Genomic DNA, 25,630 nt, shown 5'->3' on the forward strand with positions numbered 1-25,630 from the left:
AGGTCCGGCCTCTTCGCGGGAGAACCCGCTCCCACAGGTTGAGTGCTGGACTTGAGCTCGGCGCGGTCCCTGTAGGAGCGGGTTTACCCGCGAAGAGGCCCGCACAGGCGACACAAAAACTCAGCCCAGCATCACCTTCAGTGCCCGGCAATCGGCCGCATGCCAATCCACCAGTTCCGGCCACGGATTGTCCGGCAGGTTCACCAGCACCGTGCGCGCCCCAGCAGCCCGCCCACAGTCCAGGTCAAACCGGTAATCCCCCACCATCACCAGCTCACCCGGTGCCACACCCCAGGCATTGGCAATCTTCAGCAGCCCATCCGGGCTAGGCTTGGGCGCCGCTTCGTCACGCCCGAGAATGTGCTCCACCGGGAAACAGTCCGCCAGGCCGATGGCCTCCAGCGTCACATGCGCCAACTCGCGGGCATTACGGGTCAGAATGCCCAGCCGACAACCACGCTCGGCCAGTTCGCGCACCAGTTCCACCGCCCCGGTGGCCGCCGTGGAGGCAATTGCCAGGTCGCGCTCGTGCTCCAGCAGCCAGGCATGCTTGGCTGCCGCTTCGTCCGCCGGCAAGGCCGCCAGGTGGGTGAGGATGTCGTGCTCGGCCGGGATATCCAGCGCCACGCGGATGGCGGCAAAATCGTGCACGGCCACGGTCAGGGTGCCGTCCATGTCGAACACCCAGTTGCGCACCTCGCCCAGGCTCATGCCCAGTCCTTGCGGTGGCGAATCAGGCCTTCCTGGCACGACGACGCCACCAGTTGCCCGGCCTGGTTGAAGATGTTGCCGCGGCAGAAGCCACGGGCATTACCCGCCCAGGGGCTGTCGGTGGCGTACAGCAGCCACTCGTCGGCACGCAGGTTGCCGTGGAACCACAGTGAGTGGTCGAGGCTGGCGATCTGCATGTCGCGCTGCCACACCGATTTGCCATGGGGCAGCAACGAGGTGGTCAGCAGGCCGAAGTCCGAGGCGTAGGCCAGCAGGTATTTGTGCAGGGCGGGGATATCGGGCAGGTTGCCGTCGGCGCGAAACCAGGCGTACTTCACCGGGTCGCCAGGCTTGGGGTTGAACGGGTCGCGCTCGGTGACCGGGCGGATCTCGATCGGCTTGGCGCACAGCACCTTGTCGCGAATGCGCTCGGGCAGCTGGTCGGCCATGGCCCGGGCCAGCTCGACTTCACTGGGCAGGTTCTCCGGGCCGACCACCTCGGGCATCGGCGCCTGGTGCTGGAAACCTTCCTCGTCGTACTGGAACGAGGCGCTGCAGGTAAAGATCGTCTGGCCTTTCTGGATCGCCGTCACCCGTCGGGTGCTGAAGCTGCCGCCATCGCGCACGCGGTCCACCGAATACACCACCGGCAGGCTGGCATCGCCAGGGCGCAGGAAGTAGCCGTGCAACGAATGCACATGGCGTGCATCCTCGACCGTCTGGCTGGCCGCCGACAATGATTGGCCCAATACCTGCCCGCCGTACAACTGGCGGAAGCCCAGGTCCTGGCTGCGTCCACGGAACAGGTTCTCCTCGATGGACTCGAGGCTCAACAGGTCGACCAGGTCGTCCAACACATGACTCATCGGGGGTTCTCCGTAGGAGCGAGTCTTGCTCGCGATGCGCCGCCCAAGCGGCGCTCGATCTCATAGGCGCTGAACATCTTGCGGCAAGCGCCCTCCATTAGGGAAATGATACAGGGTTTGTCATTCGCGCCGGGCATGGCCATGCATTCAGGCGCGCAGGGTACGCTCCCAGTGTGCGCGGTCGATGCGGTACAGCACATGCGGGCGCAGCGGGTGGCCCACGGGCAGGCGGGGGTGTTCGAAACTACCGTTCAGGTCCTGCTGCATACCGATGGCCTGCATGACCTTCTGCGAGGGCAGGTTGCTCTCGCTAGTGAACGACACCACCTCTTCCAGGCGCAATTGGGCAAAAGCACAACGCAGGCAAGTCCACGCCGCCTCACTGGCAAAACCCAGGCCCCAGTGACGGCGTGCCAGGCGCCAGCCGATCTCCACCGCCGGCGTGAAATCGGCATCGAAGCCCACGTTCAGCAACCCGGTCATGCCGATGAAGGCACCGCTGTCCTTGCGCTCCAGGGCCCACAGGCCAAAGCCGTATTCATTGAAATGCCCGCGCACGCGGCCGATCAGGGCAGCCGCCTCCAGGCGTGTCAGCGGCGCCGGGAAGTAGCGCATCACCTGCGGGTCGGCGCACATCGCAGCAAACTCGCGCAGGTCTTCGTCGTGCCATTGGCGCAACACCAGGCGTGCGCTTTCCAGTTGCAAGATAGGGGTCATGGGACATGCTCCGGTTTTACTGTCTTGCAGTTTACAGCGTAGGCGCGGGCGCTGGTTTCACCCAGCCGGCACGCCCGAATGCAATTTTCACATGTCCTTCACCGCCCCCCGACAGGCCGCTTGGCAGGATGCCTGCCATCCACCGCCGCGCCAGCTGCGGCCACGCCAACGGAGCAACGCATGCAAATCAGCAACACCCAGGGGCACCCTGCCATCCAAGCCCGGCGCAAGCGACGCCTGACCCGCAAAGCCCTCGGTGCCGCCCTTGGCCTGTGCATGGTCGTGGCGGCGTTGAGCACCTGGCTGGCGACGAGGACGCACATCGTGGACCTTGGCAACGAACAGCAATTGAGTGACAGCGGCCTGCTGCAGGACTGGGCCGGCGGTGCAGTGATCGTGATGATCCGCCACGCCGAACGCTGCGACAGCGCCCCCGGCCCGTGCCTGGACGACCCCACCGGCATCACCGTGGCCGGCAGCCAGGCCGCGACCCGCGTTGGCCAAGGGCTGCACGAGTTGGGCCTGAACAACGCCGATATGCTCAGCAGCCCGAAACTGCGCACACGGCAAACCGCGCATTTCATCCTTGGCCAGGCGGTGGCCAGTGAGGAATGGCTGGAAAGCTGTGACGGCCAGTTCGCCAGCGAAGCGCTGGCGCACAAGCGGCCGGGGCATAACCTGGTGCTGGTGACCCACAACGGTTGCATCGATCATTTTGCCCGCCAGCAGAACGTTGCGGGTGGCGAACGTGAGAGTGGCTATGCCAGTGCGCTGTTCGTTTCGGTGGATAGTAATGGCAAGGCGCGCATCCTCGGCCGCCTGAACGAGCCGGACTGGCAACGGGTGCTGGCCAGTACCACGAAACAGCGCTGACCCCGCTCCTGCCTGCCAGGGCAACTGCCTTGCACTACCTGTTCTGGCTTGCCGGTGATTGGGCAGCAAAGCTGCCCCGGCCATGGCAAGATCAGCACTGGCCCTGATTGCGACCCCACCCATGCCGTTGCCGCTGATCTACCACGAAGACTACAGCCCGGAGTTCCCCGCCGAACACCGCTTTCCCATGGACAAGTTCCGCCTGCTGCACGACCACTTGATCGACAGCGGGCTGACCACCGACCAGGCCCTGCTGCGCCCGGACATCTGCCCCAACGACATCCTCGCCCTGGCCCACGACCGCAGCTACATCGAGCGCTACATGAACGGCGACCTGTCGCGCGAGGACCAGCGTCGCCTCGGCCTGCCCTGGAGCGAGGCCCTGGCCCGGCGTACCGTGCGCGCCGTAGGCGGCTCGCTGCTGAGCGCCGAGATGGCGCTGCAGCACGGCATCGCCTGCCACCTTGCCGGTGGCACTCACCACGCCCATTACGATCATCCTGCCGGCTTCTGCATCTTCAACGACCTGGCCGTGATCAGCCGCTACCTGCTGGAGGCTGGCCGGGTCCACCGGGTGCTGATCTTCGACTGCGATGTGCATCAGGGTGACGGCACCGCGCGCATCCTGCACGACACACCAGACGCCATCACTGTGTCGCTGCACTGTGAACAGAACTTCCCGGCGCGCAAGGCGCAAAGCGATTGGGACATCCCCCTGCCCCGCGGCATGGGCGACATGGCCTATCTGAAGGTGGTGGACGACGCCCTTAACTACCTGCTGCCGCTCTATCGACCCGACCTGGTGCTGTATGACGCCGGGGTCGATGTGCACAAGGACGACGCCCTGGGCTATCTGCAATTGACCGATGCAGGCGTTGCCGCCCGTGACGAGGCGGTGCTGCGCCACTGCCTGGGCCGCGACATCCCGGTGGTGGGCGTGATCGGCGGTGGCTACAGCAAGGACCGCGCAGCCCTGGCCAGGCGCCACGGCATCCTTCATCACAGCGCGGCACGCGTCATCGGTTGTTCACAATGACTGTGGAACCGCTTGTGGATAACCTGCGGGAAAGGCGTTGCAGCCCTTTACAGGCAAGGCCTGCAGAACACTGATCATTTTTTGAGCAGTGCTTCCACAGGCCGCGCTGCGCTAGAATGCGCCTCTTTTCCACAGCCTGCTGCCCACCATGTCTGATCTGAGCCCCGCCTCCCCTCCCCTCGCTGTCGTCATCGGCGGCGGCCCAGCCGGCCTGATGGCCGCCGAAGCACTGGCCCAGGCGGGCCTGACGGTCGAGGTGTTCGATGCCATGCCTTCGGTGGGCCGCAAGTTCCTGCTGGCAGGTGTCGGAGGCATGAACATCACCCATTCCGAGCCCTACCCGGCGTTCGTCAGCCGCTATGCCGAGCGCCAGGGCGAAATTGCTGCGCTGCTGCGCGACTTCGATGCCGACGCCTTGCGCCAGTGGATTCACGGCCTGGGCATCGAAACCTTCGTCGGCACTTCGGGCCGGGTGTTCCCCACCGACATGAAAGCCGCGCCACTGCTGCGCGCCTGGCTCAAGCGCCTGCGCGACGGCGGGGTAGTTATCCACACCCGTCACCGCTGGTTGGGCTGGAACAGCGAGGGGGCATTGCGGATTGCTTATCCACAGGGCGAGCGGCTGGTGAAGGCCGCCGCAGTGGTGTTGGCGCTGGGTGGCGGCAGTTGGGCGCGACTGGGTTCGGACGGGAGCTGGCAGACGTTGCTGGCCGAACGGGCTGTGGATATTTCGCCCTTGCAGCCCAGCAACTGCGGTTTTGAAGTGGCAGGCTGGAGCGCGCTGCTCAAGGACAAGTTCGCCGGTGCGCCGTTGAAGAACATTGCCCTCAGCGTTCCCGGCAGCGCGCCGCGCAAGGGCGAGTTCATCCTCACCGCGCAGGGTGTGGAAGGCAGCCTGGTGTATGCCTGGTCAGCACCGGTGCGCGAGGCCATCAACCGTGAGGGCCACGGGGTGTTGCTGCTCGACCTGTTGCCGGACAAGCCTGTGGACAAGATTGCCCAGGCGCTGGCCAAGCCACGGGGTTCGCGCTCCATGGCCAAGCACCTGCACAGCCAGTTGGGTATCGATGGGGTCAAGGCGGCGCTGTTGCGTGAGCTGACCGATCAGGCGACCTTTGCCGACCCTGATGCCTTGGCGAGGGCGATCAAGGCATTGCCGATCACGCTGGTGCGCACACGGCCGCTGGATGAAGCGATCAGCAGCGCGGGTGGGGTGCGTTTCGAGGCGTTGGATGAGGGCTTGATGGTCAAGGGCATGCCGGGGGTGTTCTGTGCCGGCGAGATGCTGGACTGGGAGGCGCCGACCGGGGGGTATCTGCTGACGGCGTGCTTTGCCAGCGGCTTGCGGGCCGGGCGGGCGGCGGCGGATTGGCTCAAATCCCAAGGCTGACACCGTCCGCCTGTGGGAGCGGGTTTACCCGCGAACACGGGCGAAGCCCGTGCCAGACACCGCGTCGCATTCTTCGCGGGTAAACCCGCTCCCACAGAGACCGCGTAGACCGCAAATCTACGGCTTACGCTTGCGCGCCCCACCATTGAAACTAGGCACCTTGCGCACCGCCTTCACCGCCGGCTGCGCACTGCCTGATTCAGCACTGTCCATCCAGCGCCCCAACCCGCGCTTGGCGCTGTTTTCTTTCGGCTTCTTGGGCTTCTTCGGCTTCTTGACCACCTGGCCACTGGCGTCGGTCATCGGCACGCGGTGGTCAGGGATGAAATCCGGCTCTTCATGACGCGGCAAGGTTTGCCGGGTAAGCACTTCGATCGCCGCCAGCAACTGCACTTCATCCGCACACACCAGCGAAATGGCCTCGCCCTTGTTGCCCGCCCGCCCGGTACGCCCGATGCGGTGCACGTAATCCTCGGCAACGATCGGCAGGTCAAGGTTGACCACCAGCGGCAAGTCATCGATATCCAGGCCGCGGGCCGCCACATCGGTTGCCACCAGCACCTGGATTTCGCGGGCCTTGAAGCTGTCCAGCGCACGCTGACGGGTGGCTTGCGGGCGGTCACCGTGGATGCCGTCGGCATTCACACCCTCGGCCAGCAAGCGCTCCACCAGTTGGTCCACACCATTGCGGGTCTTGGCGAACACCAGCACCTGCTTCCAGCGTTGCTTGCGCAGCAGGTGGCAGAACAGGTCGACCTTGCGCTTTTTATCCACAGGCACCAGCCACTGTTTGACGCTGGTGGCCGTGGCATTGCGCGGGCTGACTTCGATGCTCAGCGGGTCATTCAGGGCCAGCCCCGCCAGCATCCGGATCTGGTCGGAGAACGTGGCGGAGAACAGCAACGTCTGGCGCTTGCGTGGCAGCGCGGCGTACACCGACTGCAGCTCTTCGGCAAAGCCCAGGTCAAGCATGCGGTCGGCTTCGTCCAGCACCAGGGTCTGTACCTGGTTGAACTTCACGGCGTTCTGCCGGAACAGGTCGAGCAAGCGCCCCGGGGTGGCCACCAGCACGTCGACACCACGGCGCAGGCGCATCATCTGCGGGTTGATGCTGACCCCGCCATACACCGCGTAGGTGCTCAGCGGCAGGTTCTCGGCATACTCGCGCACGTTGTTGTGCACCTGCTCGGCCAGCTCACGGGTGGGCACCAGCACCAGCGCGCGGATCGAGTTGCTGGCCACCTTCTCGCCTTCCAGCGCCAGGCGCTGCAGCACGGGCAGGGCAAAGCCCGCGGTCTTGCCGGTGCCGGTCTGGGCCGCGGCCATCAGGTCGCGGCCGGCCAGCACGGCGGGGATGGCCTTGGCCTGCACCGGGGTCGGGGTGGTGTAGTCCAGTTGCTGCAGGGTGCGCAGCAGCGGTTCGATCAGGCCGAGTTTGGCGAAATTCATGGCAATACCGTCAGGGGGTTCAGCGAAGGCGGCAAGTTTACCGCATCGCCCCTGCCTACTTGCAGATTTCGCCTTTCAACGGCTGCGCCGGCTCAGGTGCCTTGCGCCACTGCGGCAGGCCGATCAGCACCACCGCGCCGATGATCACCGCCATGGCCACACACTCTTCGGCACCAATCTGCTCACCGGCAAAGACGATGCCCAGCAGCACGGCAACCGCCGGGTTGACGTAGGCATAGCTGGTGGCGGCTGCCGGGCGCACGTGCTTGAGCAAGTACATGTAGGCACTGAACGCCAGGATCGAACCGAACAACACCAGATAGGCCAGCGCGCCCCAGCCGGCAGCGGTCGGCATCTGTGTCATGCGCTCGCCAGACAGCACACTGCCAAGCAACAGCACGGCGCCGCCGACCAGCATTTCCGCGGCGCTGGCCATGGGCCCCTGGGGCAGCGGCAAGGTCTTGCTCCACACCGAGCCGAATGCCCATGACGCCGCCGCAAAAATGATCAGCGCCGCGCCAATCGGGCTTGCCTGCAGGTTGGAGCCCAGGTTCAGCAGGCCGATGCCCACCAGCCCGAGAGCGATCCCCGCCCACTCCAGCTTCGAATTGCGATGCCCGAACAACAGGCCGAACAGCAAGGTGAAGAGCGGCACCGTCGCCACCGCCAGCGCCGCCACGCCCGAAGCTACGCCAGCATGCTCGGCCACGGTCACGCCACCGTTGCCACAGCTGAGCAGCAGAAAACCGATCGCCCCCGCCGCCCGCCACTGCGTCCAGGTCGGCGCCGGCACACCGCGCCAGCGCAAGAAGCCATACAGCAGGCCACCGGCAATCAGGAAGCGCACCCCGGCCATGAGCATCGGTGGCCAGCTCTCGACGCCAATGCGAATGAACAGGTAGGTGGAGCCCCAGACCAGGTACAAGGCCAGGAAAGCGCCAATGAGCAATAACGGGAAGCGACGGGAGGCAGGCATGGGAAACACTCGAAATCCGTTTACGGGTGGCTTAGTTTAGAAAGGCCACCGTTTAAACTTAAGTTACAAAACAGCTTTAAATCACCCCTACACTTTGCATTGCGTGGTTATTCGGGTGTTTTTCAAGCGAATCGAAACCAGGCAGGAATAATCCATGGACAAGTACGACCGCATGCTGCTCGCTGCCCTGCTCGACAATGGCCGCGCCACCTTCGCGCAACTGGCGCGCCAGGTGAACCTGTCGGCGCCGGCAGTGGCCGAGCGGGTGGCCAAACTCGAGGCCAGCGGGGTCATCACCGGCTACCAGGCCAAAGTCGACATGAGCAAGATCGGCCTGCCGATCCAGTGCGTGATCGAACTGCGCCTGGCCAGTCATGGCAATCAGCAGGCCTACGAAGCGTTGACCCAGATCCCCCAGTTGACCGAATGCCACCGGGTGACCGGTGACCCCTGCGTCATCATGCAGGCAGCGGTGGGTTCGATGCCCGAGCTGGAAGAGCTGATCAACCGGGTAGCGCAGTTCGGCTTCAGCAAGACCTCGATCATTCTCTCCAGCGCCGTGGAGCGGCGGGTGCCGCTCGCGCAGCTGGAGAAGAAGCCCTAACAGTATCTGGCCAGGGTTTCACGAACCTTCGCGGCAGGGGTTTTCTGCAAACGGCAGAGCAGGTCGTGCGAGAGTTGCTGGACTCCGTGGCTCTGGCGCAGCACGCCAGCCAGGTGTTGCAGCAGGTTGGCGGCCATTTCGGCATCGGCCATGGCCCGGTGCGCGGTACCGGTATCCGGCAGCCCGGCCCAGCGGGTCAGGGTGCCCAGCTTGTGGTTCGGTGCCGCCGGCAGCAAGCGCCGAGACAGCAGCAGGGAACAGGCGAAGGCCTGGCTGCGGCTACGGCCGATGCGGCTCAGCTCGTAGTCCCAGAACTTCTGGTCGAAGGCGGCGTTGTGTGCCAGTAGCGGGGTGCCACCGACGAAATCGGCCACTTCGTTCATCACTTTGTCCACCGGCGGCGCACTGCGCAGCATGGCGGTGGTGATGCCAGTCAGCCCGGCGACGAAGGCCGGTACCGGCACCCCGGCGTTCATAAGGCTCTGGTAGCGCTCGACGATGCGCCCGCCCTCCAGCACCACCACCGCCACCTCGGTGGCGCGGCAGCCGGCGCCGGGGCTGATGCCTGTGGTTTCAAAGTCGATGACAGCGATACGTTCCATGAAAAATCTCAGTGTTTGAGCAACAGCGCACCCTCGATGGGCACATAGCGGGTGGCAGCACGGATCAGCGACAGTGCGGTAAGCCCGGGCACACCATATACCACTGCCTCGGTGCCATGGCGCTGGATCACCCGCTCCAGCAGCAGGTCGAAATCACCATCGCCAGAGGCCAGTACCACCTGGTCGACGCGGCTGGCTGCGTCAATCACATCCAGGGTAATGCCCACGTCCCAGTCACCCTTGGCCGAGCCATCGCTGCGCTGGATGAAAGGCTTGAGCCGCACATCGAAACCGAGGTTGCGCAAGATCTGCTGGAACTGTTGCTGCTTGCTGTCGCCACGGTCGATGGCATAGGCCACGGCCTCGACGATCTGGCCTTCGCGGCTGACATCGGCCCACAGGGCGGTGTAGTTGAAATGGCAACCGTGGGCCTGGCGCACGGTGTAGTAGAGGTTCTGCACATCGGCGAACAGCGCGATCTTTTTCACCTGGGAACCCCTTGGTCGGCCTGGAATGCAGGGGTTGCTGCGCAGCCCTTCGCGGGCACGCCCGCTCCCACAGGTTCAGCGTCGCGCGGTACTTGTGGGAGCGGGCGTGCCCGCGAAGGGGCGCAAAGCGCCCCCAAAACTGCCAGCAGTATGCCAGACCTGTCAGACGTACGAATCGTCGTCCGAGAAGAACCCGCCATCATCGCTGCCATAATCGCTGTCAGCATAACCACCCTGGTCACTGCCCCAACCACCATTGTCAGCCACCTGCTGCTGCGCCCCCGAGTCGTTCCAGCCACCGCTGTCACTGGCCGGCGCCGGCTCTTCCTTGATCACCTCGACCACCTCCTCCGGCTGCGAGTTGTGGTTGAACAGGCTGCTGATGCCCTGCGCCAGCAACACGCCACCCGCCACACCGGCCGCAGTCTGCATCGCGCCACCGAGGAAGCTGCTGGCACCACTGCGTGCCGGCGCAGCGCCGAAGCCAGGCTGCTGCGCTTGCGGCTGGGAAAAGCCCGGCGCCGACGGCTCACGCCAGCCACCAGCAGATGCCACAGGGGCTGCAGCGGGACGCTGCGACTGCACGGCCGGTGCCGTATTGCGCCCAGCCGAACCAAAGATGCTGGACAGGAAACCACCACCGCCATTGCTCGGCGCGCTGCCGGCACGGGCGGCCTCGGCCTGGGCACGGGCCTGCTTAAGTTCGGCTTCCAGTTGCTTGTTCTGCTCGTCGAGGCGCTTGATCGCCGCCTCCTGCACCAGGATCGCCTGGGCCATGTAGTACGGCGCCGCCGGCTGCTGACGCACATGTTCCTCGATGCATGCCTGAGCCTGCGCATCACGTGGCTGGCTCGGGTCCTCGGCTTGCTTGAGGCGGCCGAACAGGCCGTCGATCAGGGTTTGTTCTTCAGTATTCATGGGCGACCTCGTGGGGTAGCGGGACAACGGACAGCGTCAAAGATGGGGCGTACAGGCGTGGGATTCAATCACCGGCGGCGTGAAACTTTTTTCAGCAAATGACAGCCCCAAGCCTGCTTTGGGCTAAAGTTAGGCCCCTGTTTTTACTGCCATGCGATGTTGACTGATGAATCCGCTGAGCGTTCTGCGCGACTCCCTGTACTTCTTCCGCCGCCACCTGCCGAACATCCTCCAGCTGTGCCTGCCGCTGGTGGTGCTGGAAGCCCTGGTCACCCAACTGCTGTACCGCCAGCTGGGCGACCAGGCATCGCCAGCCTACGGCATGCTGGTCAGCCTGCTGTTCTACCCGCTGTACAGCGCCGCACTGATCCTGTACCTGGACACCCGCAGCAACGGCCAGGACATCGCCAAGCGCAACCTGTTCGCCCGTGCCGTGCAACTGTGGCCGCAACTGGCCCTGCTGATCCTGATCAGCTCGCTGCTGATCATGGCCGGCCTTGCGCTGTTCATCTTCCCGGGCGTGTGGATCATGATCAACCTGGTGTTCGCCGAGTACCTGCTGGTACTGCGCGGCCGGCCGGTAGTGCAGTCGATGCGCGACAGTGCCAGCATGACCACGGGGCATTTCATGCGCATCATGGTTTGCGTGGTCGGCGTACTGGCACCGATCTGGCTGATCGACGGGCTGCTGCTGATGGCCTTCCCCGAACCGTCGCCCGGCATGGAGTTGGCCATGGACAGCCTCAGCGGTTTCCTGCAACTGTTCAGCACCGTGGTGCTGTACCGCCTGTTCATGCTGCTGGAAGGTGAGGCCAGCGCCTGAGGTTACCGGGGAAAGTCTTCGATCTGCCTGGCTGCCGAGCCCTGGCATTAGGGTGCACAACCTTCAATGCCATTCAAGGAGAGCACCATGGACGAAGACATTCTGGCGGTATTCGCCAGGTCTTTTCGCGGCAGGCTGTACATGCGCGCAATCGACTACGACATTCCCCTGCGTCTGAGCCGCAGCACGGACAAATTCAATTGGGGCTTCACCCCTGAGGATGACTGGTTGCAGGCGGGTGGGCGGCAAGACTCGCCGGTGATGGACTTTCATTACCACTCGCGCACCGACGATCGCCTGCACTACCACATCAGCATTCCCGGGCACCCTAAGGCCAAGAAACTGGGCGTCAGCCGCAATGGCTACCTCGGTTTCTACTGGCATGCCGAAGTCACCGATTACTGGAAGATCGAACCGCTGCATCTGAGCGATGAAGGGCTGGTCTGCCATCTGCGCGACCACCGCGGTTATCGGGTTGGTGCCATCACGGATACCCCCCACAAGAGCGGCGACTGGGTGGCCTTGCTCAATGTCGAGGAAGGTGACGTGCTGACCTTCCTGCTCAAACCGCTCGGTTGAGCGGGTACTCCGACACGGTCAGGTCCCCCTGGGCTTGGCCCGCGCCGTAGCCTCGGCCACCAACGGGTCATCCGGCCAGTAATGCTTCGGATAGCGCCCTTTCAGGTCCTTCTTCACCTCGGCATAGGTCGTGCGCCAGAAGTTGGCCAGGTCCTGAGTCACCTGCACCGGGCGGCGTGCAGGTGACAGCAGGTGCAGCTTGACCTGCTGGCGGCCATTGGCGATGCGTGGGGTTTCGGCCAGGCCGAACAGCTCTTGCAGGCGCACGGCGAGGATCGGTGGGTTTTCGCTGTAGTCCAGGCGGATGTTCGAGCCGGACGGCACAGTCAGGTGCGCGGGGGCCTGTTCTTCCAGGCGCTGCGGCAGCGGCCAGGGCAACAGGTTGCGCAGCAGCGATGGCAGGTCCAGCGCCGCAAAATGGCTGAGGCGCGACACCTTGCCCAGGTAGGGCTGCAACCAGTCTTCCAGGCTGGCGAGCAAGGCCTCGTCGGCCAGGTCGGGCCATTCACTGTGGCCATCCTTGGCCAGGTCCAGCTGACGAAGCAGGGCCACGCGCGCCTGCCATTGCCGTAGCTCCGGGGTCCAGGCCAGCAGGTTCAGGCCCTTGCGCCGGACAAGGCCAAGCAACGCGCGAGCCCGCGCTTCGTCATCCAGGCCCGGCAGCGGTTCGCGACTGAGCACCAGCTCGCCAACCTTGACCTGGCGTTCGGCGCGCAGCACCTGCTCGCGCTCGTCCCAATCGAGAATATCGACCCGGTCGACCTGCTCGGCCAGCACGCCCTCGAACAGCGCCGAATCGAACTCGGCGGCCAGGTAGATGCGTTCTTCGCGCTGGCCCTGGCGGCTGCCCAGGTCGGCAATCACCAGCCACGGGCACTTCATCAGTGCATCGGCTTCGGCAAACAGCGCCGCACGGCCATTGGCCAGCCGATACTCCGCGCCACCCTCGCGGCGCTGCTGGGCGACGCGGTCGGGGTAGGCCAGCGCCAGCAGTGCGCCCAGCCAGCGCGGGTGATCCGGGTCGGCGACCGGCGCACCGGCCTTGCCACGCAGCAGGCCGCGGTACTGGCGAGACAGTTGCCGGGCACGTTGCACGCCACCCTGGCCGCCTCGCGAAGCCTTGCTCTCGCCGCTGACCAGCGCCAGCCGGCTGTGCAAGTCGGCGCCACCGCCGCGCTGGATATCCCGCTCGCCCAGCAGCGCGGCCACATCACAGGCCATCTGTGCCAGGCCCAGGTCCTGGCCGCGCAACAGCAAATGCGCGATACGGGGATGCGCCGGCAGCTCGGCCATGGCCTGGCCGTGTTCGCTGAGGTGGTCACGGCTGCCGGGCTTGAACGCATTGAGCCGTGCCAGCAGGTCCTGGGCCTGGGCGAAGGCGGCAGTGGGAGGCTGGTCGAGCCAGCGCAACTGCTCGGGCGTAACGCCCCAGCGTGCCAGTTGCAGGGCCAGGCCGGCCAGGTCGGCCTGCAGGATCTCGGCGCTGCCGTGGGCGGCCAGCTGGTCATGCTGGGCTTCGGACCACAGGCGGTAGCACACGCCGGGCTCCAGGCGGCCGGCACGGCCGGCACGCTGGGTAGCACTGGCGCGGGAGATGCGCTGGGTGTCCAGGCGGGTCATGCCGCTGCCGGGGTCGAAGCGCGGTACCCGGGCCAGGCCTGCGTCGATCACCACGCGCACGCCGTCGATGGTCAGGCTGGTCTCGGCAATGTTGGTGGCCAGCACCACCTTGCGCAGGCCCTTGGGCGCCGGGTCGATGGCCGCACGCTGTGCATTGAGGTCGAGCTCGCCATGCAGCGGACACAGCAGGATTTCGGGCCGTTCACCCAACGCTTCCTGCAGGCTCTGATGCACCCGGCGGATCTCGGCCTGGCCCGGCAGGAACACCAGCACACTGCCGGCCTGATCGGCCAGCGCCTGCAGCACGCTATCCACCACCCGTGGCTCGATGAACTCACCCGGCTGGTAAGGCCGCCCCCAACGGATGTCGACGGGGTGCATGCGGCCTTCGCTGCTGACCACAGGAGCATCGTCCAGCAGCCGCGACAGCCGCTCGCCCTCCAGGGTCGCGGACATCAGCAGAACCTTCAGTGGCGGGTCGTCACGCAACAATTCGCGCCCATTCAGGCTCAATGCCAGGGCCAGGTCGGCATCGAGGCTGCGCTCGTGGAATTCGTCGAAGATCACCAGCCCCACCCCCTCCAGCGCCGGGTCGGCCTGCAGGCGGCGGGTGAGGATACCTTCGGTCACCACCTCGATGCGGGTTTTAGGCCCGATCTTGCTGTCCAGGCGAATGCGGTAGCCCACCGTTTCACCAACCTGCTCGCCCAGTTCGCTGGCCAGCCGTTCGGCAGCCGCGCGCGCTGCCAGGCGCCGGGGCTCGAGCATGAGAATGCTCTGCCCTGCCAGCCATGGCTCATTGAGCAGCGCCAGCGGTACGCGGGTGGTCTTGCCAGCGCCGGGTGGCGCCTCGAGCACCGCTTCGTCACGGTTTTCCAGGGCCTGGCGCAGGGCGGGCAAGACAGCATCGATCGGTAATGAAATCATGGTGGTCCTCGAACAGTGCCGCGAGTATAACGGCGAACCCAGCCTGCTCTATCATGGTCTTAGCTTCAGGTGCAGGCGCTTCGCTTGCCCTGCTGAATACCTTCTCGGAGATTTACATGCGCATCCCAACCCGCGTCATCGGTGGCGCCCTCATCGTCACCTTGCTGACCCAACTGACAGCCTGCGGCACCATTCTCTACCCGGAACGTCGTGGCCAGATCGGCGGCAAGATCGACCCTGTGGTTGCCGCAATGGATGCCATCGGCATCCTGTTCTACGTGATCCCGGGGCTGATCGCCTTCGGTATCGACTTCGCCACGGGCGCCATCTATTACTCAGGCGGGCGATCCGCCCAGGTCGACCCGGTCAAACTGCGCGAGGCTGTCAGCCCCGATGGCAAGGTCGACAACCTGAAGTTGCAGGCCATTCTCGAAAGCGAGCTGGGCCAGCGCCTGCCGCTGAACGACCCACGGCTGATCCAGCATCGCGGCAGCATTGAACAACTGGCCAGCCTGGGCCTGGTGCCTGCAGCCTGAACCACAAGGACATTGACCACGGATGATGACCACCCCGGCTGAACACCAGCGCCTGCTGCGCCTGGCCACCCGCGCATCACTGGCGGTGGCCAGCATCCTGGTCCTGAGCAAGGCGCTGGCCTGGTGGCTGAGCGGCTCGATCAGCCTGCTGGCAGGGCTGACCGACTCGGCACTGGATGCCGTTGCCTCGTTCCTCAACCTGCTCGCCGTGCACTACGCCCTGCGCCCGGCCGACGACGACCACCGTTTCGGTCATGGCAAGGCCGAAGCCCTGGCCGGTATGGCGCAGGCGCTGTTCATCGGGGTCAGTGCGGTGCTGATCGGGGTGCAGGCGGTGGAACGCCTGCACACCCCGCAACCCTTGGGCGATACCGCCATAGGTATCGCGGTAATGCTGCTGTCGCTGGTGCTGACCCTTGCCCTGCTGGCACTGCAACACAAGGTCATCCGCCTGACCGGCTCCACGGCGGTGCGGGCCGACTCCCTGCACTACCGCTCGGACCTGCTGCTTAACGGCAGCATCCTGCTGGCCCTGCTGCTGGCACGCTTTGGCTGGCCGCAGCTGGATGCGCTGTTCGGCCTGGGCATTGCCGTCTACATCCTCTGGAGCGCGCTGCAGATCGCCCGGGAGAGTACGGCCATCCTGATGGATCAGGAACTGCCCGGCGATGTTGGCGAGGACATGGCTACGCTGGTGCTGGCCATTCCCGGGGTTGAAGGTGTGCATGACCTGCGTACACGGGTGTCGGGCAACCAGTGGTTCGTGCAGCTGCACCTGGAGATGCCGGGGCAGTTACCGCTGCATGAAGCGCACGCCTTGTGCGTGGAGGCCTCGCGGGTGATCCGCCAGCGTTATCCACAGGCGGATGTGATGGTGCATGCGGATCCGGTGTGAATCAGTGAGCGTAACTGTGGGAGCGGGTTTACCCGCGAACACCGGCACAGCCGGTGCCATGCACCGCGTCGCATTCTTCGCGGGTAAACCCGCTCCCACAGGGTTCTCCGTTACAGGGACGTGTCCCGCTTCAGTTGATGCTGTAGCCCCGGCCACTGAAGCACGCCCCCAGCGCCCGCCGGTAGTTGTCCGCCACGTTGGCCGGCGGCGCATAAGTCGCCGTTGCCGGGTCGAAGCCTGACTGGTTCACGGCCCAGCGGTGGCACTGATAACGGTCCTGGTCCTGCTGTTCCTGCCCTTGCCCATACATCGGGTAGGCCACCACGTCATACCCACCGCCTACAGGTGCCGGCGCGGCAACCGGCGGGTTGACCACCACGTAATCGCGGCTGTCGGCCTGGTACTGGTAATAGGTATCGGCCACCAGGAAGAACAGCGCCCCGCCCAGCCAGACTTCCCGCGCATAGGGCGGAAGGTAATTGACCCGCACGCCGTAGGGCGGGGCCACCACGACATAACGGTCACCATGGGGGCGGTACCAGTAACCACCGGAGTAGAAGTAATCATCGCCACGGTAGGGCACTTTCCAGTAGCGGTCCGGGAAATGATCGATGGTGTGCCCCGGGCGATACTGCGGCCCCGGCCCCCAGCCATTGCCATGACCGTCCGGGCGCCCCTGCCAGTCACCGCCAGGCCGTTGCCCCGGGCCACCGGCTTCCCAGTAGCGGCTATCACCATGGCGGCGAGGAATATCCTGATAGTAGCCCTGACGCGGCGGCTGGGTCTGCTGCACTTCGTCACGCGAATTGAGCGAGCGCCCTGGCGCCCCCTCGCCCGGCCCTTCGGCCATGGCCCCGAGGCTGATGCTCAACCCCAACACACCAACACCTGCCAACTGCCAGATGCGTGACTTCATGCTGTTCCTCTCGGTAGAAAATACGGCAACCACAGCCAGTCTACCGCGCCCGTAACGCCGGCCAATTAAATTTCCAGCCATGAAAAAAGGGAGGCCACAGGGCCTCCCTTCAGGAATTGTCGTCCGTGCTCGGCACTTGTGGCGCCGGCTCACCTCACACCGTCTTCTGGAAGGTGTGTAGCCCGGGGGCCTGCAGATCCTGTTGGATGGCTGGCCGCGACCGCCCGCCTAGGGCGCGTCGCCGTGGACTGATGTCCGGGCAGTGATTCTGTGGATAAAGATACCGAAGCAGTTGCGGCAGATGATTGCGAAGATTGCTCAGATAAATAGCACTTGCGCAATTTTTCACCCTGGATTGATAATTCACCGCAATCCGAACAGAAAAGGCATAAACCATGAGCAAACTTGACCGCTACGACCTGAGCATCCTCGCCGAATTGCAGCGCGATGCGCGCATTTCCAACCAGGAACTGGCCGAACGCATCGGCCTGTCGCCTTCGCCATGCTCGCGTCGGGTCAAGCAACTGGAGGACGATGGCTACATCTCGCGCCAGGTGGCCTTGCTCGACCGCAAGAAGCTGGGCCTGAGCCTGACGGCCTACGTGCTGATCGGCATGGACCGCCATACTCCGGAGCGTTTCGAAACCTTCGAGGCGGCCATCCGCAACTTGCCCCAGGTGCTCGAATGCAGCCTGGTCACCGGCATGGATGCCGACTATCAGCTGAAGGTGGTGGTGCCCGACATGGACCACTACCAGAAACTGCTGCTGGGCAGCCTGACCCGCATTGAAGGCGTCACCAGCGTGCGTTCGAGCTTCGTGCTGAACCAGGTGCTGGCCAGCACCGAGCTGCCATTGACCCACCTGCGTTAATTGCCTGCGCCAGCAGGCGTATAATCGGCCGCTCAACCCGCCTGGAGAACACTGATGGATCCCGCCGTATTCGAAGAGTGGATGATGATCATCCTGGTCACCGTGTTGATCGGTTTCATGGGCTTCATCGTCTGGGACCTGGCGAAAAAGTCCAAGGCGGGGCGGTTCGGGACGCTGATCCTGTTCTTCGTGCTGGGGCTGGGGGTGCTGGCCTTTATCATCAAGAGCGTGGTGGTGGGGTTTCTCGAAGGGGTGTAGAAAATTCAGGGCCATTCGCGGGCACGCCCGCTCCCACAGGTCTGGCGCTGCACTTGAGGGCTGCACCCTACCTGTGGGAGCGGGCGTGCCCGCGAATAGGCCCTTGAACTGGGCTAAAGCTTGGCAGCCACTTCGCGCCAGCAGCCCTGTTCCAACCCGTCCAGCGCCCAGTCGCCAATCCGCACCCGCACCAGGCGCAAGGTCGGCAACCCCACCGCCGCCGTCATTCGCCGCACCTGGCGGTTACGCCCTTCGCGAATCACCAGCTCCAGCCAGCTGGTCGGCACACTCTTGCGAAAACGCACCGGCGGGTTGCGCGGCCACAGTTCGGGCTCTTCCAGGCGCCGCGCCTCGGCCGGCAAGGTCGGCCCGTCGTTCAGCTCCACGCCATCGCGCAAACGCTGCAACTGCTCCTCGCTCGGCTCCCCCTCCACCTGAACCCAGTAAGTCTTGGCCAGCTTGTGCTTCGGGTCGGCAATGCGCGCCTGCAGGCCGCCATCGTTGGTCAGCAGCAACAGGCCTTCGCTGTCGCGGTCCAGCCGCCCGGCCGGGTACACGCCCGGGATGTCGATGTAGTCCTTGAGCGTCGCGCGCCCGTCGCCGTCGCTGAACTGGGTCAGCACGTCGAACGGCTTGTTGAACAGGATCAGGCGCGGCTCGGCCGGTGGCGCCTTGGGCTGGCGACGCGGGCCGGTGGCAGGCCGCGCCTGGGGACGGCGCGGCTTGTTACGGGGTGGCAGTGACATGGATCCTCAGCGGAACGGCGGCTCATCGAAGCTGCGCAGTTTACGCGAGTGCAGCGAGTTGAGCTCGGTGCGCAGCAGGTCGAGGGCGGCAATACCGATCTTCAAATGCTGGCTGACCGCCCGGTTATAGAAGGCGTTGGCCGAGCCCGGCAGCTTGATCTCGCTGTGCAGCGGCTTGTCGGACACACAAAGCAAGGTGCCGTAAGGCACGCGCAAGCGGTAACCCTGGGCGGCAATGGTGCCGCTTTCCATGTCCACCGCCACGGCACGCGACAGGTTGATCAGCGGCCGTTCCTGGGCCCAGCGCAGCTCCCAGTTGCGGTCGTCGTAGGTCAGCACGGTGCCGGTGCGCAGGCGCTTCTTCAGCTGTTCGCCACGCTCGCCGGTGACCTGCGCGGCGGCTTCCTGCAAGGCCAGCTGCACCTCGGCCAGGGCCGGGATCGGGATGTTCGGCGGCACCACCCGGTCGAGAATGCCGTCACGGCGCATGTAGGCGTGTGCCAGCACATAGTCGCCGATGGTCTGCGACTGCCGCAGGCCGCCGCAGTGGCCGATCATCAGCCAGCAGTGCGGGCGCAGCACGGCCAGGTGGTCGGTGATGTTCTTGGCATTGGACGGGCCGACGCCGATGTTGACCAGCGTGACGCCGTCGCCGTCGGCGGCGATCAGGTGATATGCCGGCATCTGGTAGCGGTGCCAGACCACGCTGGCTACCAGGGCCTGGGTTTCACCGTGGTCCATACCCTTTTCGATCACCACGTTGCCCGGCAGCACCATGCGCACGAAGCGCGGGTCGTCACGCAACTGGTCGAGGCCGTGGCTGATGAACTGGTCGACATAGCGGTGGTAGTTGGTCAGCAGGATCCATGGCTGCACATGGCGCCAGTCGCTGCCGGTGTAGTGCACCAGGCGGCGCAGCGAGAAGTCGACCCGCGCGGCATCGAACAGCGCCAGCGGCAGGGTTTCGGCACTGCCCCAGTCACACAGGCCGTCGGCGATGTTGTCGGTGGCAGCCGACAGATCGGTGCTGGGGAACACCCGCGCCAGTTGCGCGGCGGTGATGCCGCTGCCGGCCAGCTCGTCGCCCTGGTCGACCACGTAGGGGTATGGGATGTTCTGTTCGCTGACGCCAACCTCCACCGTGACGGTGTAGTCATGCATCAGCGGGCGCAGTTGCTCCAGCAGGTAGCCACGGAAAGCAGCCGGCTGGGTGATGGTGACACTGTAGGTACCGGCCACCTGGACCTTGGCGTAGGCCCGCGTGGTGGCGGCGACTTCACCGTGGCTGTAGTAGGTCAGGCGCAGCGCCGGATAGCGGAACAGGTCACGCTCTTCGGCGTCCGGCTCGGTACGGTCCTTCAGGTAACGCTTGAGGGCCTGGCTAAGGGCCCCGGTGGCCTGTTCATGCAGGGCCGCCAGACGGTCGACGGCCTGTTCGGGGGTATCAACGACTACAAAAGCTTGGCTCACACTGTGCTTCCTGTCTGGACATGCATGTGAACCATCTTGCCTGCCTTCTTGGCTAAATACACCCCCATTGATCGGTGTTGCATCCATTCGCGGGCACGCCCGCTCCCACAGGATCGCCACTGCCCTCAAGTACGGCGCAGTACCTGTGGGAGCGGGCGTGCCCGCGAAGAAGCCAGCTCAGTTCGGCCAGGCTGGCGTAGCCCTGGCCACCAATGCCGCCACATCCACACCCCGCGGCAAAGCCCCATAAACGCGCCCCCCACCCGCCAAGCGGCTGTCGATAAACGCATCACTGACCACCGTATTGCCCGCCTCCAGCAACAGCTTGGCCTGCAGCGCCAGGGCAATGTCCTCGGTCAGTTGCCGCGCGCGGTACTGCATGTCGCCGGTATCGGCAAACGCACCCTTGAGGTTGCCGATATGCGCCGCCAAACGCGGGTCCCCATGCCCATCACCCAGCTCGGCGAACAACGCATCGAGCACGCCCGGCTCCTTGGACAAGGCCCGCAGCACATCCAGGCACTGCACATTGCCCGAGCCTTCCCAGGTCGAGTTGACCGGCGCTTCGCGGTACAGCCGTGGCAGGATGCTGTCTTCCACATAACCCGCCCCGCCCAGGCACTCGGCGGCCTCGTTGATCATGGCCGGCGCGCGCTTGCAGATCCAGTACTTGCCCACCGCCGTGACCAGCCGGGCGAAATGCGCCTGCTGCGGGTCGTCCAGCTGTTCCAGCGCCTGCCCCATGCGCAGGCTCAGGGCCAGCGCGGCCTCGCTTTCCAGCGCCAGATCGGCCAGCACGTTTTGCATCAACGGCTGCTCGCTCAGCAGCCGCCCGCCGACCTTGCGGTGTGCGCAGTGGTGGGCCGCCTGGGTCAGTGCCTGGCGCATCAGGGCGCTGGAGCCGACCATGCAGTCGAAGCGGGTCATGGCCACCATTTCGATGATGGTCGGCACGCCCCGCCCTTCTTCCCCGACCATCCACGCCAGGGCGCCGCGGAATTCCACCTCGCTGGAGGCGTTGGAACTGTTGCCCAGCTTGTTCTTCAGGCGCTGGATATAGAACTGGTTGCGGCTGTCGTCGGGGCGGTGACGCGGCAGCAGGAAGCAGCTCAGGCCTTTTTCGGTCTGGGCCAGGGTCAGGAAGGCATCGCACATCGGCGCCGAGCAGAACCACTTGTGCCCGACCAGCTCGTAGGCCTGGCCCGGGCCTGCGGCGCCGACCGGATAAGCCCGGGTAGTGTTGGCACGTACATCGGTGCCACCCTGCTTCTCGGTCATGGCCATACCCAGGGTGACCCCGGCCTTGTGCCGGTCGCCGACGTTACGCGGGTCGTATTCGCAGGCGAGGATTTTCGGCAACCAGTATTCGGCCAGTTCGGGTTGCAGCCGCAGCGCAGGTACGGCAGCGAAGGTCATGGTCAGCGGGCAGCCGGTACCGGCCTCGGCCTGGCTGTGCAGGTAGGTCATCGAAGCCCGCGCTACATGGGCGCCGGGGCGGGGTTCGGCCCACGGTAGCGAAGGCAGGCCATGCTCGACAGCGGTGCGCATCAGTTCGTGGTAGGCCGGGTGGAACTCGACCAGGTCGATGCGGTGGCCGTAGCGGTCATGGCTGCTGAACTCCGGCTTGTGCGCATTGGCCAGGAAACCCGCCTGCATCAGCGGGCCACCGGCCAGGGCCCCGTAGGCATCGATCCGCGACTCGGCCCAACCCGCGCCGAAGCGCCGCGACCACTCCTGTAGCGGCAGGTCGAGGCGGTACAGGTTGGCACCGTCGAGAGGCGGTGGCTGGTTGGTGACTTCGTGGGTTTCAGCGTACTGGTGCAGGTTCATCGGGGGCTCCTGGATCCGGGTAGGCTTGAGAGACCCAGTGAAGCACTCTGTACGAGTCAGTCAAAGTGACATTAATGACTAAACATGTGGTGGGGGGCGCATGTGTTGGGTGTGTATCAGGGCTGACAGGTGTTCGCCACAACAGGTTCAGCGCCTGTGAGATCGAGCGCCGCCCGCGCGGCGCTTCGCGGGGCAAGCCCGCTCCCACATTTGTTGCAACGTGGCCATGCCTGTAAGGCCATGGTTGGCAGCCTTGTTGGCATGGCTGGATTTCAAGGTGGGCATTGATGCCGCCCCGCCTGCCTCAAGCCATGCACCAAGGCAGGCAACCATGGCCTGGCAGGTTCGGCACGTTGCAACAAATGTGGGAGCGGGCTTGCCCCGCGAAGCGCCGCGCGGGCGGCGCTCGATCTCACAGGCGCTGAACCTGTTGTGGCAAACACCTGTCAGCCCCAACCAAATGCCATGCCTTCACAGCGACTGCCGCGTCTGCAGTATGTCCGGGGCTCATCTGCACCTGCGCAATAGCCATGTTCAAACTCAACTCGAACCGGCTGCCCAACCCCCGCGTCGACTCATGTGACAACTTCGCCCCCAGCAATTCCCCCATCTGCCGGCAAATCGACAACCCAATCCCCAGCCCGCCATAACGCCGGGTCATCGAGCCATCGACCTGGAAAAAGCGCTGATACAGGGTCGACTGGTCCAGGTCATCGAAGCCAATACCGCTGTCGCTGACAATGAAAGTCAGCACCAGGTCATCCAGCCCCGCCCGGCGGCCGCGCACCTGGATCATCACCCCGCCCTGGTGGGTGAACTTCAGCCCGTTGTCCACCAGGCACCCCAGGCAGCGGGCCAGTTTCTGGCCGTCGCCCAGCAGCTCGTCCGGCAAATCGGCGGGGATGTCCAGGCTCAGGTACAAGCCTTTGCCCAAAGCCTGCCCGGCATAACCGGCGCGCAAGCCCTGCAGCAGGGCACGCAGACTGAACGGCGCAGGCTGCGCGCGCAGGCGGCCGGCCTGCAGTTCGGACAGGGTAAGAATGGCATCGACCATGTCCATCATGCCCTGGGCCGACCCCACCGCCGTGCGGTGGTACTGGGCCATTTCGGCCTCCATCGGCAGGGTGTGCATCAGCTCCAGCGAGCCGATCACGCCATTCATCGGCGTGCGCAGCTCATGGGTCACGCAGGCCAGGAATTCGTCTTTCAGCCGGTTGCTCCTGGCCAGTTGCAGGTTCAATTGCTCCAGCGTGCGCCCGGTGTCACGCAAGGTCTGCGCCTGCTGCTCGCGCAAGCTGTTGATACGGTCGGCCAGCGCCAGCGACAGCAAGGCCACCTCCAGCGCCGACCCCAACTGGCTGGCATACATGGTGATGAACACGTTTGGCAGGTAGCCCAGCACCATCAGGGTGTTGACCAGGCCACCGAGCAGGAACGCCGTCCAGGCGATGATGAACCAGCGTGCCACGCGCAAGCCACGCCACCAGGCGTACAGCCCGGCAGCGAAGATGCTCACGGTAAACAGCAACGCCAGCACCGTGGCCATGCGCAGGGCGACGCCGTAGGGCATGCTCACCGCCAGCACCATGACCAGCGCGCCACCCAGCATCAGCAGCTGCAGCAGCCGGTCCAAGCCACGGCTGATGCTGCCCAGTTGCAGGAAATGCCGGGCGAACTGGCAACCGAACAGGCCCGCGGCACCAATGAACAGCGGCGTCGAGGCATTCGCCCACCAGGGGCTGTCCGGCCAGAAGTAGGCCACACCGGCGCCATTCACCGACACCTGGTAAAAGCCGAACGAAGCGATATAGAGGATGTAGTAGAGGTAGCTGACGTCGCGCACGCTGAGGTAGATGAACAGGTTGTACACCAGCATCACCAGCAGCACGCCGTAGATCATCCCCAGCACATACAGGCGCGTGGGCTGCTGCTCCATGTAGGCCTCGGCGGACCACAGCGCCAGCGGCGCCTGCACCGAGCCCTGGCTGTGCAGGCGCAGGTAGGCGGTGGTTACCTGGCCAGGAGGCAGCTGCAACTCGAACAGGTAGTTGTTCTGCCGGATCTGCCGGCTGTCGTAGGGCAAGGCGTCACCGGTGCGCTGGGCCAGACGGTAACTGCCACTGCGGTCGGGCAGGTACAGCTCCAGGTGGTCCAGCGGTGGATAGGCCAGCTCCAGCAACCATTGCCGTGGGGCAGCGCCGGGCGCGGCGACAGGACGCAGCTCGACCTTGAGCCAGAACACCGAGGTGGAATAACCGGCGTTCAGCACGTCTTCGAGATGGGGGCGAAAGTGCTCGGCGAACCCAGGGGCACTGACCTGGGTGATGCTGGCACTGCCATCGAGGTCTTCATAAACCTGCATGGCCTTGCCAAGCGGAAGATGCCGGGTAGCGTCGTCGAAATCGACGGCTCCGGCCACCATGGGCAGCAAGCCCAGAAGCACAATCAGCAAATAGCGCATACAGCCCCAGCATGGCCTGTCCAGTCGAGTCGCGGTTGCCTCCCATCCGTTTGAGACGACACGATCCGGCAGAACCCGTTAGTAGAGTTATCCGAGCACTCTAGCATAGCTTCGCAACCTGGCAATCGGCCATATCAAAAACCAAAGAAAAGGCTCTAAATCAATACTTTCACGAGCAATAAACAAAAAATTCTGACCGTTCGATCAGTAAAACGCGTTTGTCGGACGATCCGCCCAAACAGGATTGGTGGTAAGCTCGCCGACCATGAATACCTACAGCTCCCGCCCCGTTGTCCTCTGTCTCTCCGGCCACGACCCCAGTGGCGGCGCCGGCCTGCAGGCAGATATCGAAGCCCTGATCGCCCAAGGCTGTCACGCCGCACCCGCAGTGACCGCCCTGACCGTGCAGGATACCGTCAACGTTTCCGACTTCCGCGTGCTTGACCGCGAGTGGGTGCTGGCCCAGGCCAACGCCGTGCTGGCCGACGCCACGGTGGCCGCCGTCAAGCTCGGCATGCTCGGTTCGATCGAGATGGTCGACACCGTCGCCGAACTGCTGGCCGACCACCCGCACCTGCCGCTGGTCTGCGACCCGGTACTGCGTGCAGGTGGTGGTGGCCGCCTGGGCAAGGACGAAGTGGGCTACGCCCTGCGCGAACGCCTGCTGCCGCTGGCGACCATCGCTACGCCGAACCTGCCCGAAGCCCGCATCCTGGCCGAACTGCCCGAAGGCACCGCCGACGAGTGTGCCGAAAAACTGTTGCCGTTCTGTAGACACCTGCTGATTACCGGCGGTCACGGCGACGAAGACGAAATTCACAACCGCCTGTACAGCCGCGATGGCCAGCGCCACACCTGGACCTGCCAGCGCCTGCCGGGCAGCTACCACGGCTCGGGCTGCACCCTGGCCAGTGCCCTGGCCGGCCGCCTGGCCCTCGGCGAGCAGCTGGAGAGCGCCGTGCGCAGCGCTCTGGACTACACCTGGCGCACCCTGCGTGACGCCGAGCAACTGGGCAAGGGCCAGTACGTGCCGCGCCGCCTGCCACTGGATTTCTGCTCCTGACACG

At 65.0% G+C, this 25,630-nt stretch carries 25 protein-coding genes; 11 read left to right on the plus strand and 14 right to left on the minus strand.

Annotated features, from left to right (window positions below; all coding sequences use genetic code 11):
* Nucleotides 1-120: 120 nt before the first annotated feature.
* From ACIQYU_RS23520 to ACIQYU_RS23530, 3 genes are all read right to left on the minus strand, one after another.
* A complete protein-coding gene (locus tag ACIQYU_RS23520) occupies nt 121-711 on the minus strand; it encodes an HAD family hydrolase (protein WP_063911818.1) in 591 nt (196 codons plus the stop codon).
* Nucleotides 708-1,577 (minus strand): acyl-CoA thioesterase II, encoded by an 870-nt coding sequence (gene tesB, locus ACIQYU_RS23525; RefSeq protein ID WP_063911819.1) that lies wholly within the window; start codon nt 1,575-1,577, stop codon nt 708-710. The genes ACIQYU_RS23520 and tesB overlap by 4 nt, the downstream gene beginning before the upstream one ends.
* 147 nt (nt 1,578-1,724) lie before the next feature.
* On the minus strand, nt 1,725-2,294 hold the full coding sequence (locus ACIQYU_RS23530; protein WP_233687373.1) for a GNAT family N-acetyltransferase: 570 nt from the start codon (nt 2,292-2,294) through the stop codon (nt 1,725-1,727).
* Nucleotides 2,295-2,474: 180 nt separating this feature from the next.
* On the opposite strand from ACIQYU_RS23530, the gene ACIQYU_RS23535 reads away from it, so the two are divergent.
* The 3 genes from ACIQYU_RS23535 (at nt 2,475) to ACIQYU_RS23545 (ending at nt 5,593) form a co-directional block, all read left to right on the plus strand.
* Nucleotides 2,475-3,167, plus strand: a complete 693-nt coding sequence (locus ACIQYU_RS23535; protein WP_333956851.1) for a histidine phosphatase family protein — start codon at nt 2,475-2,477, stop codon at nt 3,165-3,167.
* A gap of 121 nt (nt 3,168-3,288) precedes the next feature.
* Nucleotides 3,289-4,203 carry a histone deacetylase gene (locus tag ACIQYU_RS23540; RefSeq protein ID WP_015271914.1) on the plus strand — a complete coding sequence of 305 codons (915 nt, stop codon included), beginning with the start codon at nt 3,289-3,291 and terminating at the stop codon, nt 4,201-4,203.
* Between the two features lie 148 nt (nt 4,204-4,351).
* Entirely contained in the window at nt 4,352-5,593 is a 1,242-nt protein-coding gene (locus tag ACIQYU_RS23545) for a TIGR03862 family flavoprotein (protein ID WP_402802425.1), read from the plus strand.
* Between the two features lie 117 nt (nt 5,594-5,710).
* Here ACIQYU_RS23545 and ACIQYU_RS23550 read toward each other — a convergent pair whose 3' ends face one another.
* Together ACIQYU_RS23550 and yedA are read right to left on the minus strand one after the other, a co-directional pair.
* Entirely contained in the window at nt 5,711-7,042 is a 1,332-nt protein-coding gene (locus ACIQYU_RS23550) for a DEAD/DEAH box helicase (RefSeq protein WP_402802427.1), read from the minus strand.
* 55 nt (nt 7,043-7,097) lie between these two features.
* Nucleotides 7,098-8,018, minus strand: a complete 921-nt coding sequence (gene yedA / locus ACIQYU_RS23555; protein ID WP_207834284.1) for a drug/metabolite exporter YedA — start codon at nt 8,016-8,018, stop codon at nt 7,098-7,100.
* Between the two features lie 154 nt (nt 8,019-8,172).
* On the opposite strand from yedA, the gene ACIQYU_RS23560 reads away from it, so the two are divergent.
* Nucleotides 8,173-8,622 carry an Lrp/AsnC family transcriptional regulator gene (locus tag ACIQYU_RS23560; RefSeq protein ID WP_015271918.1) on the plus strand — a complete coding sequence of 150 codons (450 nt, stop codon included), beginning with the start codon at nt 8,173-8,175 and terminating at the stop codon, nt 8,620-8,622.
* On the opposite strand, the gene ACIQYU_RS23565 is transcribed toward ACIQYU_RS23560, so the two are convergent.
* The 3 genes from ACIQYU_RS23565 to ACIQYU_RS23575 form a co-directional block, all read right to left on the minus strand.
* Complete coding sequence (locus tag ACIQYU_RS23565; RefSeq protein WP_207834283.1) at nt 8,619-9,224, minus strand: PolC-type DNA polymerase III; 606 nt, start codon at nt 9,222-9,224, stop codon at nt 8,619-8,621. The two genes, ACIQYU_RS23560 and ACIQYU_RS23565, sit on opposite strands and share 4 nt — an antisense overlap.
* 8 nt (nt 9,225-9,232) lie before the next feature.
* The gene (locus tag ACIQYU_RS23570) at nt 9,233-9,712 is read right to left on the minus strand and encodes an NYN domain-containing protein (protein WP_004576858.1); all 480 of its coding nucleotides are present in this window, start codon (nt 9,710-9,712) and stop codon (nt 9,233-9,235) included.
* A gap of 162 nt (nt 9,713-9,874) precedes the next feature.
* On the minus strand, nt 9,875-10,630 hold the full coding sequence (locus ACIQYU_RS23575) for a DUF2076 domain-containing protein (RefSeq protein ID WP_207834282.1): 756 nt from the start codon (nt 10,628-10,630) through the stop codon (nt 9,875-9,877).
* A 166-nt stretch (nt 10,631-10,796) separates the two neighbouring features.
* Here ACIQYU_RS23575 and ACIQYU_RS23580 point away from each other — a divergent pair, with 166 nt between their 5' ends.
* Both ACIQYU_RS23580 and ACIQYU_RS23585 read left to right on the plus strand, forming a co-directional pair.
* Complete coding sequence (locus ACIQYU_RS23580; RefSeq protein WP_207834281.1) at nt 10,797-11,453, plus strand: YciC family protein; 657 nt, start codon at nt 10,797-10,799, stop codon at nt 11,451-11,453.
* An 87-nt stretch (nt 11,454-11,540) separates the two neighbouring features.
* On the plus strand, nt 11,541-12,032 hold the full coding sequence (locus ACIQYU_RS23585) for a hypothetical protein (protein ID WP_207834280.1): 492 nt from the start codon (nt 11,541-11,543) through the stop codon (nt 12,030-12,032).
* Between the two features lie 18 nt (nt 12,033-12,050).
* Here the strand turns inward: ACIQYU_RS23585 and hrpB are convergent, their stop codons facing one another.
* Nucleotides 12,051-14,579, minus strand: coding sequence for an ATP-dependent helicase HrpB (hrpB, locus tag ACIQYU_RS23590; protein WP_207834279.1), 2,529 nt, complete (start codon nt 14,577-14,579; stop codon nt 12,051-12,053).
* A 116-nt stretch (nt 14,580-14,695) separates the two neighbouring features.
* On the opposite strand from hrpB, the gene ACIQYU_RS23595 reads away from it, so the two are divergent.
* Together ACIQYU_RS23595 and ACIQYU_RS23600 are read left to right on the plus strand one after the other, a co-directional pair.
* Nucleotides 14,696-15,115 carry a hypothetical protein gene (locus ACIQYU_RS23595; protein WP_013974328.1) on the plus strand — a complete coding sequence of 140 codons (420 nt, stop codon included), beginning with the start codon at nt 14,696-14,698 and terminating at the stop codon, nt 15,113-15,115.
* Nucleotides 15,116-15,137: 22 nt separating this feature from the next.
* On the plus strand, nt 15,138-16,010 hold the full coding sequence (locus tag ACIQYU_RS23600) for a cation diffusion facilitator family transporter (RefSeq protein WP_272493152.1): 873 nt from the start codon (nt 15,138-15,140) through the stop codon (nt 16,008-16,010).
* Between the two features lie 130 nt (nt 16,011-16,140).
* Here the strand turns inward: ACIQYU_RS23600 and ACIQYU_RS23605 are convergent, their stop codons facing one another.
* Nucleotides 16,141-16,926: a DUF6515 family protein gene (locus ACIQYU_RS23605; RefSeq protein WP_063911832.1), complete on the minus strand. Its 786-nt coding sequence runs from the start codon at nt 16,924-16,926 to the stop codon at nt 16,141-16,143.
* Nucleotides 16,927-17,321: 395 nt separating this feature from the next.
* On the opposite strand from ACIQYU_RS23605, the gene ACIQYU_RS23610 reads away from it, so the two are divergent.
* The gene (locus ACIQYU_RS23610; RefSeq protein ID WP_003249795.1) at nt 17,322-17,798 is read left to right on the plus strand and encodes an Lrp/AsnC family transcriptional regulator; all 477 of its coding nucleotides are present in this window, start codon (nt 17,322-17,324) and stop codon (nt 17,796-17,798) included.
* A gap of 54 nt (nt 17,799-17,852) precedes the next feature.
* Entirely contained in the window at nt 17,853-18,056 is a 204-nt protein-coding gene (locus ACIQYU_RS23615; RefSeq protein ID WP_013974331.1) for a DUF2788 domain-containing protein, read from the plus strand.
* A 113-nt stretch (nt 18,057-18,169) separates the two neighbouring features.
* Here ACIQYU_RS23615 and ACIQYU_RS23620 read toward each other — a convergent pair whose 3' ends face one another.
* The 4 genes from ACIQYU_RS23620 to ACIQYU_RS23635 all read right to left on the minus strand — a co-directional run bounded on the left by ACIQYU_RS23620 (nt 18,170) and on the right by ACIQYU_RS23635 (nt 24,563).
* Nucleotides 18,170-18,802, minus strand: a complete 633-nt coding sequence (locus tag ACIQYU_RS23620; protein WP_233687365.1) for a pseudouridine synthase — start codon at nt 18,800-18,802, stop codon at nt 18,170-18,172.
* Between the two features lie 6 nt (nt 18,803-18,808).
* Nucleotides 18,809-20,272 carry an AMP nucleosidase gene (gene amn / locus ACIQYU_RS23625; RefSeq protein ID WP_063911834.1) on the minus strand — a complete coding sequence of 488 codons (1,464 nt, stop codon included), beginning with the start codon at nt 20,270-20,272 and terminating at the stop codon, nt 18,809-18,811.
* 177 nt (nt 20,273-20,449) lie between these two features.
* The gene (locus ACIQYU_RS23630) at nt 20,450-22,102 is read right to left on the minus strand and encodes an acyl-CoA dehydrogenase family protein (protein ID WP_241106020.1); all 1,653 of its coding nucleotides are present in this window, start codon (nt 22,100-22,102) and stop codon (nt 20,450-20,452) included.
* A 412-nt stretch (nt 22,103-22,514) separates the two neighbouring features.
* A complete protein-coding gene (locus ACIQYU_RS23635) occupies nt 22,515-24,563 on the minus strand; it encodes a 7TM diverse intracellular signaling domain-containing protein (protein WP_402802432.1) in 2,049 nt (682 codons plus the stop codon).
* A gap of 265 nt (nt 24,564-24,828) precedes the next feature.
* On the opposite strand from ACIQYU_RS23635, the gene ACIQYU_RS23640 reads away from it, so the two are divergent.
* Nucleotides 24,829-25,626: a hydroxymethylpyrimidine/phosphomethylpyrimidine kinase gene (locus ACIQYU_RS23640; RefSeq protein ID WP_207834276.1), complete on the plus strand. Its 798-nt coding sequence runs from the start codon at nt 24,829-24,831 to the stop codon at nt 25,624-25,626.
* Nucleotides 25,627-25,630: the final 4 nt, after the last annotated feature.

The organism is Pseudomonas sp. NPDC096925, assembly GCF_044762545.1.
GTDB lineage: Bacteria > Pseudomonadota > Gammaproteobacteria > Pseudomonadales > Pseudomonadaceae > Aquipseudomonas.